Raw genomic sequence first — 12,395 nt, 5'->3', positions numbered from 1 at the left:
CGGCTCCACTGGCGCTTCTGAAGGACCTCATCACATCTGAACGATGTTTGAACGGATCACGTCAAGGAGACGAACATGGAATGTTTTGGAACTATCAGAGCGCCACGCGAATTAATTTTTGGTAGTGGGCAACGCCGCAGCCTTGGTCTGGTGGCAAAAAAACTGGGCAGGCGGGCACTCGTGGTCACCGACCAGCGATTGGCGGCAGACGCCGATTTCCGTGCCCTGATCGCCGACCTGGAAATCAGCGGCCTGGCGGTACGAATCGAAAGCGGCACCTTGCCAGATGTACCAGCGGAAAGCACTGTTCTCGTCGCCGACGCCGTCCGCGACTTCGCGCCAGACCTGGTTATTGGTGTGGGGGGTGGCTCTTGCCTGGATATGGCGAAATGCGTTGCACTGTTGCTCAGCCATGGCGGATGCCCGCAAGATTACTATGGTGAATTGAAAGTTCCTGGCCCAATTCTGCCTGTACTTGCCATACCAACCACGGCCGGTACCGGCTCCGAGGTCACTCCTGTAGCAGTACTGTCCGACAGCCAGCGCAGCCTGAAAGTAGGTATTTCCAGTCCGTATCTTATTCCCACCGTGGCCCTCTGCGACCCCGAACTAACGCTAAGCTGTCCTGCTTCGCTAACCGCCATCGCCGGCGCCGACGCCCTGACCCACGCCATCGAAGCCTTTACCGCCACGCGCCGCCCTGTCACGGCCAACTTAACGCAGGAACGGGTTTTTATCGGCAAAAATGCCTTATCAGATCAATTCGCACTGGCGGCCATCTCCCTGTTGTGGCAGGGCCTCGAAACCGCATGTACACAAGGCAGCAATCTCACGGCAAGAGCGCAGGTGATGCAAGGGGCTACTTTTGCCGGACTGGCCTTTGGGGTTGCCGGAACGGCCGCAGCCCATGCTATTCAATACCCGGCCGGTGCGCTAACCCACACGGCACATGGCGCAGGTGTCGCCTGCCTGATGCCGTGGGTCATGGAGTGGAATCGCCCCATGATCGGCCCCGAACTGCAGCAGATGGCCATCGCCATGCAACTTGCCAATGGCGACGCCGTGATTCCCGCGCTCACGGCGCTATTCGCCCGCATCGGTATTCCACCCACCCTGGCTGCGCTCGGCTTGGCCGAAGAGCAGCTGGACTTGGTAGCCGAGCAGTCCTGCGGTATTGAACGACTGATCCAGAACAATCCACGCCCCCTAGACCGCAACGACATGCGCAAGCTTCTCGACGCCGCCTTTTTGGGTGACGCCAGCATCATCCAATAAAGCCCGACGCTTATGAAACCCCATCATTTCAGGGTAGACTGCTGACCATGGCACAGGATCTTTACTGCAATCGTGATTTCATCCCCGACTTCGACGAAATCGTCGCCGAGACGGCCGCCCGCTCACGTGAACTGTCCAGTCAGGTCGATCTAAGACCCGATGTACCCTACGGCCCGGGCCCGCGCGAACGGATGGACATCATCCTCCCGCCGCACCCCGCCAAAGGCGCTCCCCTGCATGTTTTCATTCATGGCGGATACTGGCGTTCGGGTAGTAAAGAAGCCCACAGACTGATCGCAGCCCCTGTCCTGGCAGCAGGAGGGATTGCCGCCGTTGTTACCTATGACCTGATGCCCGGCACTCGACTGGGCACCATCGTCGGACAGGTCCGCTCGGCCATCCGCCATTTGGCCGCAATAGCCCCCGATCTGGGCGCAGATGCCACACGGCTGACCGTCAGCGGCCACTCTGCCGGTGCGCACCTGACCAGCTACCTTGCCTCGATTGGCCCCGAAGAAAACACCCCGCAAGACTTGCCTGCACTGCGCGCACTGCTTCTGGTCAGCGGCATTTATGATCTTACCGACATTCCTGGCAGCTTCCTGAAGGACGAGGCAAAGATGACGCCCGCCGAAGCCTCGGCGTGGTCGCCACTAAGCTCCCAGCACCTTCCAGGCCCTAAACGTACCGTGATGGTCAGCGAACTGGACACCCCTCCCTTCCATACCCAGGGCCAGCAGTTGGTGTCGTTACTGAACGATAGCGGACTCGAAGGCAAGCTTCGCACTGAAGCCGGCCTCAATCACATGACGATCGTGCTTGCACTGGCCGACCCCAAGAGCGCCACCGGGCAATGCCTCGCTGATCTGGTCAGTTGCTGAGCCTTGCCGCGTACAAGGGCATGTACATGCCAGATCAGATACTAATCCCCAGCCATTCCCGGACCTGGGTATGCAGATCTTGCTGGAAATCGGCGGGCTCGCCAGAGGCTGTAATTTCACCCAGGCTGAGCACATAGACATGATCGGCCATGGCCACGACACGTCGAACGTTGTGGTCCACCAGCAATATACCCATGCCTGCATCGGCGAAGGTCCGTATCCACTTGAACATATCGGCCGCCACTTTGGGTGCCAGACCGATGCTGGGCTCGTCGATCAGGCAAACCCGGGGCTGCACCATATAGGCCTTGGCAAATTCCAGCGATTTTTGCTGTCCGCCAGACAAGTCACCTGCCTGCGATGCACGCTTTTCCCTCAGGACGGGAAAGCGCGTGAGCGTATCTTCAAGGCGCTGCTCCAGCGTGGCGCCAAAGCGCTGCCTGCGCCCTTCCAGTGGCAAACGCAGGTTTTCTTCTACCGTAAGATAGGGGAACAGGCTGGATTCCTGGGGAATGTACCAGACACCTTCATCGATCAGCGTATGGGGTAACTTGCCGGTGATGTCAGCGCCTGCCAAATGAATCGATCCAGACTTAGGCCGTAAGAATCCATAAATGGTCTTGAACAAAGTGGATTTGCCGGCACCATTCAGGCCAATCAAACCGCTGATCTGACCTTGTTTGACGGTCAGGGATACATTGCGCAGAACGTCGATGTCTCCCATGTAGCCCGATGTAACGCCCTCCAGGGCCAATAGTGCTTCAGGCATGTTGATCCTCATAGTCACTTTCACCCAAATAGGCTTCGATCACTGCCGACGTGTGAAGCACCTGATCGGTGGGCCCATCGGCCAGGACCTTGCCGGCATTCATGCAGACCGAACGGGCACACAGGTCAACAACGACCGGCATATCGTGGCTCACCAGGATAAAGGTCTGTCCGGCCTCATTGCGTCGTTTGATGAAGGCAGACATGGTTTCCTTCATGACCGGGTGCACAGCCGCAAACGGTTCGTCCAACAAAGCGATACGCGGCTTGGCCATAAAGCAGGCGCCGAACTCCAGTAGCTTTCTTTGGCCTCCTGACAGCTGCCCGGCGTCCAGATACATGACATGAGTAAGTGTCAGCTCTTCGAGCAGTTCAATCGCCCGCTTGCCGGATTCGGACTCGGACAACCCCTGTGCCAGCCCGCTGACAATCAGGTTGTCGAAGGCGCTGATCCGATTGAATACGCGGGTCATCTGGAACATGCGCAAAATACCTCGGCAAACCAGTTGGGCAGGTTTGAAGCCCAGGACATTCTCACCATCGAACCGGACCGATCCACCGCTCGCCTGCAGGTGTCCCGACAGCACATTGAGCAATGTGGTCTTGCCCGAGCCATTAGGCCCGATGAGTCCAACCAACTCGCCTTCCGAGATATCCAGACTGACCTTATCGACGGCACGCAATCCACCAAAGTGTTTCTGGACTTCGTTGATCTGCATGAGCGGCATCAGGCCTCCTTACGATGAGCCACCGCACGGCGCAACATCGATCTACGCAATAGTCCCCACAAGCCTTCACGGAAATACCGCGCGAAGACAACAACGAGGAAGGCAAAGACAATCATTTGGATATTGCCAACATCACGCAATACTTCGGAAGCGGTGTACACCAGCAAGGCGCCGATCAAGGGCCCCACCAATGTACCCATGCCACCGATGACGACCATGGCGATGACCAGGCCCGTTTGCGCAATGAGGCCTAGCTCGGGACTGACCAGGCGAGCAAACGTGCCATATAGCCCACCCGCAAATCCGCAGATGGCGCAACTGATCAGGAAAGCCAGCGTCTTGTAGCGCAAGACATTGACACCTCGGCTGGCCGCCCCGATTTCATCATCACGTATCGCCTGCAGGAATCGGCCCATAGGCCTGCGCAACAGCCAGTAGATCAGTCCCACCACCAGCGCCAGCGCGGCAAGAAACAGGTAGTAGTAGGCCGTGCGATCATTGAGCAGGCTGGGTACGGTCAAGCCCTGGTCACCACGAGTGAAATCAATGGAGTTATAGATGACCAGGCGAAGAATCTCGGCGAACGACAAGGTCGTCAGGGCCAGGTAGGCGCCCGAAAGGCGCAACACAATACGCCCCAGCACCAGACCGACCAGGCCGGGAATAATCGCCGCCATGGGCAGACCTATCCATAAGGGCGCCTGAAGGTGATAGGCCAGCAAAGCAGTACTGTATCCACCCAGCATGGCAAAGGCGGCAGGCGCCAGTGAAAATTGCCCCGCATATCCGGCCAGCAGATTCCATCCGGAAGCGATGATGGCGAAGTACATGCTGACGATCAACACACCCAACCAATAGGTGGACTGTACAAAGGCGGGCAACACCGCCAGAACAGCAAGCACCACCAAGCTTAGCCAGAGCTCGTTGCGCAGCTTGCTGCTATGCAGATTGGGATGCCGTGTGTTCATAGCCTATACCTCGCGTGAGCGTTCGCCGAACAAGCCCTGCGGGCGGAACATGAGAATAAGGATCAGCAATACCAGTCCGTAGGTATCGCGGTAGTCGTAAGACAGATACACGGCGGCAAAGCTTTCGAGCACACCCAGCAGCAACGCCGCCAGTATGCTGCCGGGTATGGACCCCATGCCTCCGATGACTACAATGACATAGGACTTGACCGCCGGGAAAATACCGACATCGGGGGCGGGATTGATGACCGGCGCCAGCAAGGCACCAGCGATGGCAGCCAATACGCCCGAGGCCATGAATACAATGCTACTTGCCCGACCGGTATCAATGCCAGCAATCGAGGCGCCCAGCCGGTTCTGGGCAACCGCCTGGATTTGCCGGCCCCACAGCGAGCGCTTGATGAACAAGGCCAGGCCTACCAACAGCACAACGGCCAGGACAGCCGTGACCACTTTCTGGCCGCTCATCATGAACGGCCCTATACGCAAGCGACTGACATCCCACAACGACGGCCCACGCATGGGGTAGGGCCCTATGATCTTGTCGAATAGATTGATCATCAACAAAGACAGGCCGAAGGTCACCACGACAGCGTATTCGTCTTTCATCAAGCCCCAGGAACCATAGCCTGTATACAAGGGGCGCATCAGCCAACGCTCGGTCAGCCATCCGATGGCAGCTCCGGCCAGCGCCGCCGTAGGCAGCGCCAGCCAGGGCGGCACGCCCAGATTCAAAGAGATCAGCGTGTAGGTATAAGCGCCCACCATGTAGAACTCGCCGTGAGCGAAGTTCACTACCTTGAGGATGCCGAAAATCATCGACAGGCCAACGGCCATCAGGGCATAGTACAGGCCTATGATCAAGCCGTTGACGAACAGATCCAGTGCCAGCACGTGAGCCTCCATTGGGGCCGGGGCAAGCAGCCCCGGCGGTTCTTATTGTTTGTTGGCTATAGCGGTTTACTCTGCCGGCTTCACCAGTTTGTCGACCTGCAGCGGCTGCCCGCTGGCCTGTATCAGTGTGGTTTTGCTAAGTGGCTGATCGACTTCGGTGAGCTGATAAGTGACATAAGGAATATCTACCCACTGCTGGTAGCTATAGCCCGGTTCTTGCGAGAACTTGAACTTGCCGCGCACGCCTTCGAACTCCATGGTCTGCAAGGCCTTGATGATATCGGCGCTTTCGGTTGATTTGGCCTGCTCGATGGCCCTGGCGATCAGCAAGACGGAATCGGCCGCCTGGAAGATCAGACGATTGGGCTCATTGCCAGACTGCTCCTGGAAAATTTTGCCGACCTCCAGGCCCATATCGGGCATAGGCATTTGAGGGTGATACAGGCCGAAAGCCAGCATATACTTGCCTGCCTCTTTGACGTTTTGCCAGAAGTCGGGGTAGTCGGCAATACCGGCGCCATCGTAGAACCATGTTTGTGCCGTCGGCGCGACACCCTGCTCGTAGAGCTGATTCATCAGAATATAGGCAGCCGGAGGCAACATGATATTGACGACCATCTCGGGCGGGCTGGCCCGCAACGACAACACCGCAGGCGTAAAGTCCTTGCCGGCGCGGTCAAGCGCGACATACTTGTAGTCGGTGTCGGGGGCCATTTTTTTCAGAAACTCGCCCAGTATCTTCGCCTGGCCTATGCCATAGTCGGTGTTCTCGGCAAAGGCAACCACCGACTTGACCTTCAGTGCGGCAATCGTCTCGGCCATGGCCGACGAAACACGCGTGTTGTAGTTGCCCGGGTTGAAGACTTCAGGATAGCCCTTGATGCGTATGTCGTCGGACCAGCAATTGGTATTGATGTAGGGAATCTTGTACCGATGCGCAACCTCGATTTCAGCCAAGCACACAGAGCTTTGGTGTCCGCCGGTAATGGCCACCACTTTGTCGCGGGAAATCAGTTTTTCGGCCGCGGCCCGGCCTTTCTCGGGTATGCCTTGATTGTCTTCATAGACTATCTTGAGCGGACGGCCGAGCACGCCGCCATCATCGTTAATCATTTTGGTGACGATCTCGATGCCATCTTTGACCTGCGTGCCCTGTACCACCGAGCCCGGAGGCGATTGCGCAATACTGACGCCAATGACAATGGGATCGGCCGCCAGCGCCGTCGCGGTGCCAGTGGACAACGCGACGGCAGCAGCGGCTAATGCGAAGCGAAGCTGTCTCATGGGAACTCCTCCTATAGGAAACCACAACTGCAAACCTTCGACTCTGTACAGCGGTCTGTTTATTCTTGCTTCATTGACCGGTCTGACCAGTTATATTCATAAACTTCAGGGCGATTGTCAATGCTCGTGGCCGATACCAACCTCGGGCAACAAGGCCTCAGCACGCGCCGCCACCGCAAGCAGCTTCCAGTCTTGCTGCCTGCCGGACGCCAGTTGCAAACCAACCGGCAAGCCTCGCTCGCCTCTGCCGCAAGGCAGCGTAATGGCGGGCAGCCCAATTAGATTAAATGGCAGCGTCAAGCCAGTAACGGCGGTATGCATGGGCATGGATTGTTGTCCGACTTGCACATGGCTGGCCGATACCGGCGGCGCGGTAGTTCGCATGGTAGGCGTGACGATCACGTCGACGTCGGCCAGGGCCGCGTCCACAACCTTGGCCAGCTGCGTTCTGGCCCCCTGGGCACGGGTGTACCAGATAGCCGGCAGCAATTGACCGATTTCCAGCCGGACTCTGACGTCCGGACCAAGGGAGCCCGGTTTTGCCAACAGCCGGCGCCAATGTATGGCAGTAGCTTCACTGCACAGGGTGGCAAACTGAATGGCGGGGGCAAGGTCAATATCATCGAGCTGTATCGGTACTAGTTGCGCACCATCTTCGGCCATTGATTCGAGGGCGGCCTGCATGGCTGCCTGTACATCGGACGCAAGCGGTTCAAAAAAATAGTTGGCCGGCACACCTATACGTATGCCGGCCAGAGAAGCCAAGCGTTGCGGCACCTGTGCAGGCAAGCCCGCCATGACGGCAAACAACAAGGCCGCATCGTCGACCGAACGCGCAATTGGGCCGATATGATCGAGCGTGGGACCAAGGTCTAGCGCACCCTGGCGCGGAACAACATCGTAGCTGGGTTTGAACCCGACGACCCCGCAACACGCTGCCGGGATGCGAATGGACCCTGAGGTATCGGTACCGATACTGGCCCGCACGATACCCGCGGCAACGGCAGCAGCCGAACCGCCGCTGGAGCCCCCGGGGATGACGCTGGTGTCGTAAGGGTTGAGCACGGCGCCGTAGTGAGGATTGTTACTGGTAATGCCATAGGCCAATTCATGAAGATTCGTCGTGCCCACGAATAAAGCACCCGCCTCCCGCAGCCGCCTTACGGCCAAGCCATCTTCGGTGGAGGGTGGGTTATCGGCCGGCGCCTGAGTACCACCAGTAAGAGGGAATCCCTGGACTGCCATGAGGTCCTTTATGGCAATCGGCACACCCAACAAGGGCAGGCTGGCCTGATGTTTTATGGCTGTCAGGGCATCTGCCTGCGCCATGATTGATGATTCGGTGGTCAACTGAATAAAGGCGTTCAGGTGCTCGTGGCGGTGGGCAGCGTGCAAGGCCAGCAAGGCTGCCTGGGCCACCTTGGCATCAGGCAGGTGCGCGTTGCGCGAAATTGCCGCAACACCATTAGCTGCAGCCGAGGGAGCCACGCCTTCGCCAGCCAGCGGCTTCAGCTCAAACCGATAGTGCGCGCCTGCTTCGTCCGTTAAGGCTTGCAAGGCCTTGAGCTCGGGCAGATTGATATTGAGCCGCTCGGCCCATGGTGCGCCTCGATCCGTAAATGGATATTGATTCAAGGCCGCCAGGCCCTCGGCTACGTGATCGAATGCTGCCATCACCGAAGCGCTGTCCACTGCTGCTGTCATGGGTTCCCCCGATAAAGACTACCGGATACGAAAACACCTGCCTCTTAACTGGTCTTACCAGTTGATGTCATAATGCCCGCACATAAAATGCATGTCAATACACCATTTGGGCCGGGCCGATACGCAATGAGTACTCAATCAACCTCCCTCGTCAAGCAAGTTGCGCAGCAGCTGCAGACCCTGATACGGCAAAAGAAATGGTCGAAGACGGGACGATTGCCGGGGCAACGGCAACTCGCGGAACAGCTCGGCGTCAGCCGTGCATCGCTGCGCGAAGCCATCACCATGCTGGAAGGTCTCGGTTTGCTGCGCAGCGAAGCCGGACGCGGCGTATTCATTGCGGACCCACGCCTAAAAGGCCTCGAAAGCGCCTATGGCCGCTGGTCTTTTCAAGGGCGCTATGCCCTGCGCGACGTCTACATGGTGCGTGCGCAACTGGAAGAACTTGCCGTCATGCTGGCCGCCAATGTTGTGACGGAGTCCGGCCTGGATCAATTACGGGACACAATCGTCAACATGCAGGATGCCGCCAATCAGGGCGACCTGGTCATCATGGCGGAGGCCGACCAAGCATTTCATGAACGCATCTTCGAGATTGCAGGCAGCCCACTGCTGACAGACATTGTGGCAGGCATCGAAAACGTCATCGAAAGCAGCCGGCAAGTCGCCTTTGCGAATCCTGACCGCGTGGCCGAGCCCATACAGGAGCACGCCCACATTGTTGATGCCCTGGCCACCGGCTCGCCAGCACTTGCCAGCAGCGCCATGCGGGAACATTTGCACAACGTTGCAGATCGTTCCGGCATACGGCTTTTGATGCCCGCCGCCAGAACAGATAGCTCAAGCAAAAACACGCGCTAAGCCTGCGTACATGATCGTACCGCTGCTCGGCATATTCGTTCGAGGCCTATACTATATTGCGCCAAACGACCATGCCCGCCGCCACCGCATGATGCCTGTTTGTTTAGGGCCGCCTCGAACCGGTAAAAGAAACGAATGAAAATATTTAACCAAGAGAAAACACGGGCAGCGCTATCTTTTGAGCGTCTTGTTCCTGCGCTGAAAGATGCCTTCATCGAGTCATGTCAGGTTCCCTTGCGCCATGTCCACCGCGTGGAGGGCAGCGCCAGCAGCATGACCACCCTCATCATGCCTGCCTGGGTAGAAGGCGGCTTCATGGGCATCAAGACCGTCAACATTGCTCCAGGCAATAGCGCGCTGGGCAAGCCTGGCCTGCATTCCACTTATCTGCTTTTCGACGCCACAACCGGCGAACCACTTGCGTTGATGGACGGTGACGAAATCACCTCCAGGCGCACCGCTGCCGCTTCGGCACTGGCCGCTTCTTTTCTTGCTCGTGAAGATGCTGCACGTATATTGATAGTGGGTACCGGTCGTGTCGCAAGCCTACTGGCGGACGCTTATGCAGTCGTTCGGCCCGGCTGTCAGGTACAGGTCTGGAACAGGCAAGAAAGTTCAGCAGTTCGTCTGGTGCAAGATCTTCAGAACCGCGGTTTTGATGCCCTGCTTGCACGAGACCTGTCTGAAGCCGTCGCCAGCGCCGACATCGTTACTTGCGCCACCTTGGCCAGCGCTCCCATTGTCCACGGAGAGTGGCTGCAACCGGGTTCTCATCTTGATTTGATTGGGAGCTTTACACCCGCCATGCGGGAGGCCGATGATCACGCCTTCAAAGATGCGCGGATCTATGTTGATACTCAGGAGGCCCTGATCAAGTCCGGCGAGTTGCTCGAACCCATGTCGCGCAAGGTATTTACATCGGGCGACGTTGTGGCCACGCTGGAAGATTTGTGCCGCGACGGGTCGAAAGGCCGCCAGTCGCAGCAAGAGCGTACCGTTTTTAAATCAGTGGGAACTGCGCTCGAAGATCTGACGGCTGCAACCCTGGTTTATGGGCATGAGCAGCCGTAAGTAAGGCTTAATCCTTGACTACGCCCTGATTGCGGGCCTTGGCCAAGTCTGCCATATAGCCCGCCAAGGCGTTGTCTGCCTTGTTTACAGCAGCAATAAAGGATTTGGCGGCTGAGGCCGCGCGCGAGCCAACGGAGCGATTATGTGCGGCCCTGGAAGCGACCGAGCTGACGGGGCCGTTGCCTGCTAATGCCAGTTTGATGTTTGCCATGTTCAGAACCTATGCGGTGTGTTGATCGTTATAGAGATTATAGGGTAAACCCTAGATCTATACAAGGGTTTACCCTAGAACAACCCTTACTCCCGTACGTATGTGGTTTTCTCGCACGATTATTTGGCTATTGACTCCTCAACATTGTGTCTATTAACATGACTTTATGTCTATAGAAACAAATGTTTTTCATAAAAGCCGCATGCCCCTGTACATACAGGTGGCCAAGCTTATGCGTCAAAAAATAGAAAGCCAGGAATGGCCTTATGGTGCGCAAATTCCCACACTAGAAAAACTGGCAGAAGAATACGACGTGTCGCGCATCACTTTGCGTGCGGCGCTTACGCAACTGGAAGACGAAGGCATCGTACGACGCACCCGTGGGCTAGGTACGTTTGTCGCCAAAGATTTATCCGCCCAGCGCTGGTTCAAGCTGCCCAATAATTTCGACGAGCTGGTCGACCGGGTCGGCAACCTCAAGATCCGACTGCTTTCCATCCAGCACGAAAAATCCAAGCTGGTGCCCGCCCTGAAGTTCGGCAAGGTGGGACCCGACTATGAACATATGCGGCGCGTCCATTACTACAAAGACGAGCCCTATTGCCTGATCGATCTCTACATTGCCAAAGATATCTTCGATACCGATCCGGAAGGCTTTCGCCTAAAGCCGGCAATCCAGCAATTGGCGTCGACGCCCAACATCCATGTCGCCAACGGCCGCCAGATCATGCGCATTACCGTATGCGACGAAGAAACCGCAACACACCTGAATATTGGTATTGGCGATCCAATCGCCGATGTATGCCGCAGCCTGCTCGACGAACAGGAACGCATCATCTACTACGCACACATACAGTATCCGGCACAGATGATCCTCATCGATGTTGACCTGATGCAGGGAGTGAACCGCAAGGCCAGAAATAAGGAGTCCGCAAAGAAGACTGCCTGATCATCATTACAACGGAGACATCAATGAAAAAAAGCAGTAACGCCCTGGTCAATATCGGCTGGGCGGTTCTTCCTTTCCTCTTTCTGCTCGTGTTCTGGACGGCCCTGCGCATGACGGGCCTGATCAACCCGACATTGCTACCGTCGCCCGCCGAGGTGGCGCAAACACTGTGGGTGCACCTGACCGAAGGCAACTTCATTGTCAATGTCTATATGTCGGCGCAGCGCGTTGTCCTGGGTCTGTTGCTGGGCATGCTGCTTGCCGTACCGGTCGGCTTTCTGATTGGCTGGTACAGGCCTGTGCGCCGTTTTGTCGACCCTTTGATCAACTTCTTCCGTGCCTTGCCACCCATTGCTCTGATTCCCCTGGCCATCGTGTACCTCGGCATTGGCGAAGTCGCCAAAGTCGCCATCTTGTTCTATGCCTCGTTCTTTGCCGCCGTGATCGTGATGTATGAGGGCATGATCCAGATCAGCCCTGTGTATATCCGCGTAGCCCGCACGCTCGGCGCCACCGATTTCGAGATTTTCCGCAAAGTGATGCTGCCCATGACGGTGCCCCACATGCTCACTGCATTGCGCGTTGCATTGGGCGTTGCCTGGGCCACCCTGGTCGCCTCCGAGCTGGTGGCTGCCCAAGAGGGGCTAGGCGCCATGATCCAGAACGCCTCCGCCTTTTTCGATTTGCGCACCATCTACCTGGGCATCATCAGCATTGGTGTGCTGGCGCTACTCATGGACATAGGCCTGCGCCGGCTTTCGAATCGGCTCGTCAGTTGGCAAGACAAGACGGAAAACTGAT

At 57.3% G+C, this 12,395-nt stretch carries 12 protein-coding genes and 1 pseudogene; 6 read left to right on the top strand and 7 right to left on the bottom strand.

Annotated elements, in window-relative coordinates:
* The first annotated feature begins 75 nt into the window (after nt 1-75).
* The gene (locus ERD84_RS04565; RefSeq protein WP_130038418.1) at nt 76-1,275 is read left to right on the top strand and encodes an iron-containing alcohol dehydrogenase; all 1,200 of its coding nucleotides are present in this window, start codon (nt 76-78) and stop codon (nt 1,273-1,275) included.
* A gap of 47 nt (nt 1,276-1,322) precedes the next feature.
* Nucleotides 1,323-2,156 carry an alpha/beta hydrolase gene (locus ERD84_RS04560; RefSeq protein WP_130038417.1) on the top strand — a complete coding sequence of 278 codons (834 nt, stop codon included), beginning with the start codon at nt 1,323-1,325 and terminating at the stop codon, nt 2,154-2,156.
* A gap of 34 nt (nt 2,157-2,190) precedes the next feature.
* On the opposite strand, the gene ERD84_RS04555 is transcribed toward ERD84_RS04560, so the two are convergent.
* The 6 genes and pseudogenes from ERD84_RS04555 to ERD84_RS04530 form a co-directional block, all read right to left on the bottom strand.
* Nucleotides 2,191-2,925, bottom strand: a complete 735-nt coding sequence (locus tag ERD84_RS04555; protein WP_130038416.1) for an ABC transporter ATP-binding protein — start codon at nt 2,923-2,925, stop codon at nt 2,191-2,193.
* Nucleotides 2,918-3,610: pseudogene (locus ERD84_RS04550) on the bottom strand (ABC transporter ATP-binding protein); the annotation flags it as partial. The pseudogene ERD84_RS04550 and the gene ERD84_RS04555, both read right to left, overlap by 8 nt.
* A gap of 41 nt (nt 3,611-3,651) precedes the next feature.
* A complete protein-coding gene (locus ERD84_RS04545) occupies nt 3,652-4,620 on the bottom strand; it encodes a branched-chain amino acid ABC transporter permease (RefSeq protein ID WP_130038414.1) in 969 nt (322 codons plus the stop codon).
* Nucleotides 4,621-4,623: 3 nt separating this feature from the next.
* On the bottom strand, nt 4,624-5,514 hold the full coding sequence (locus ERD84_RS04540; protein WP_130038413.1) for a branched-chain amino acid ABC transporter permease: 891 nt from the start codon (nt 5,512-5,514) through the stop codon (nt 4,624-4,626).
* 66 nt (nt 5,515-5,580) lie between these two features.
* Nucleotides 5,581-6,798 carry an ABC transporter substrate-binding protein gene (locus tag ERD84_RS04535; RefSeq protein ID WP_130038412.1) on the bottom strand — a complete coding sequence of 406 codons (1,218 nt, stop codon included), beginning with the start codon at nt 6,796-6,798 and terminating at the stop codon, nt 5,581-5,583.
* A 117-nt stretch (nt 6,799-6,915) separates the two neighbouring features.
* Nucleotides 6,916-8,502 (bottom strand): amidase, encoded by a 1,587-nt coding sequence (locus ERD84_RS04530; protein WP_130038411.1) that lies wholly within the window; start codon nt 8,500-8,502, stop codon nt 6,916-6,918.
* 126 nt (nt 8,503-8,628) lie between these two features.
* On the opposite strand from ERD84_RS04530, the gene ERD84_RS04525 reads away from it, so the two are divergent.
* Together ERD84_RS04525 and lhpI are read left to right on the top strand one after the other, a co-directional pair.
* Nucleotides 8,629-9,363 (top strand): FadR/GntR family transcriptional regulator, encoded by a 735-nt coding sequence (locus ERD84_RS04525; RefSeq protein WP_130038410.1) that lies wholly within the window; start codon nt 8,629-8,631, stop codon nt 9,361-9,363.
* A gap of 135 nt (nt 9,364-9,498) precedes the next feature.
* A complete protein-coding gene (gene lhpI / locus ERD84_RS04520) occupies nt 9,499-10,434 on the top strand; it encodes a bifunctional Delta(1)-pyrroline-2-carboxylate/Delta(1)-piperideine-2-carboxylate reductase (protein WP_130038409.1) in 936 nt (311 codons plus the stop codon).
* A 7-nt stretch (nt 10,435-10,441) separates the two neighbouring features.
* Here the strand turns inward: lhpI and ERD84_RS04515 are convergent, their stop codons facing one another.
* Complete coding sequence (locus ERD84_RS04515; RefSeq protein WP_130038408.1) at nt 10,442-10,645, bottom strand: hypothetical protein; 204 nt, start codon at nt 10,643-10,645, stop codon at nt 10,442-10,444.
* A 166-nt stretch (nt 10,646-10,811) separates the two neighbouring features.
* Here ERD84_RS04515 and ERD84_RS04510 point away from each other — a divergent pair, with 166 nt between their 5' ends.
* Both ERD84_RS04510 and ERD84_RS04505 read left to right on the top strand, forming a co-directional pair.
* Nucleotides 10,812-11,594 carry a GntR family transcriptional regulator gene (locus ERD84_RS04510; protein WP_130038407.1) on the top strand — a complete coding sequence of 261 codons (783 nt, stop codon included), beginning with the start codon at nt 10,812-10,814 and terminating at the stop codon, nt 11,592-11,594.
* A 23-nt stretch (nt 11,595-11,617) separates the two neighbouring features.
* Nucleotides 11,618-12,394, top strand: coding sequence for an ABC transporter permease (locus ERD84_RS04505; RefSeq protein ID WP_130038406.1), 777 nt, complete (start codon nt 11,618-11,620; stop codon nt 12,392-12,394).
* Nucleotide 12,395 lies beyond the last annotated feature (1 nt).

Origin of the sequence: Pollutimonas harenae (assembly GCF_004153685.1) — a bacterium.
GTDB lineage: Bacteria > Pseudomonadota > Gammaproteobacteria > Burkholderiales > Burkholderiaceae_B > Pusillimonas_C > Pusillimonas_C harenae.
This window is presented reverse-complemented; position numbering and strand designations above follow the sequence as displayed.

Coding starts and splice junctions, on each gene's coding strand:
- ERD84_RS04565 (WP_130038418.1), top strand. CDS start 76: ATGGAATGTTTTGGAACTATCAGAGCGCCACGCGAATTAATTTTTGGT.
- ERD84_RS04560 (WP_130038417.1), top strand. CDS start 1,323: ATGGCACAGGATCTTTACTGCAATCGTGATTTCATCCCCGACTTCGAC.
- ERD84_RS04555 (WP_130038416.1), bottom strand. CDS start 2,925: ATGCCTGAAGCACTATTGGCCCTGGAGGGCGTTACATCGGGCTACATG.
- ERD84_RS04545 (WP_130038414.1), bottom strand. CDS start 4,620: ATGAACACACGGCATCCCAATCTGCATAGCAGCAAGCTGCGCAACGAG.
- ERD84_RS04535 (WP_130038412.1), bottom strand. CDS start 6,798: ATGAGACAGCTTCGCTTCGCATTAGCCGCTGCTGCCGTCGCGTTGTCC.
- ERD84_RS04530 (WP_130038411.1), bottom strand. CDS start 8,502: ATGACAGCAGCAGTGGACAGCGCTTCGGTGATGGCAGCATTCGATCAC.
- ERD84_RS04525 (WP_130038410.1), top strand. CDS start 8,629: ATGAGTACTCAATCAACCTCCCTCGTCAAGCAAGTTGCGCAGCAGCTG.
- lhpI (WP_130038409.1), top strand. CDS start 9,499: ATGAAAATATTTAACCAAGAGAAAACACGGGCAGCGCTATCTTTTGAG.
- ERD84_RS04515 (WP_130038408.1), bottom strand. CDS start 10,645: ATGGCAAACATCAAACTGGCATTAGCAGGCAACGGCCCCGTCAGCTCG.
- ERD84_RS04510 (WP_130038407.1), top strand. CDS start 10,812: ATGTCTATAGAAACAAATGTTTTTCATAAAAGCCGCATGCCCCTGTAC.
- ERD84_RS04505 (WP_130038406.1), top strand. CDS start 11,618: ATGAAAAAAAGCAGTAACGCCCTGGTCAATATCGGCTGGGCGGTTCTT.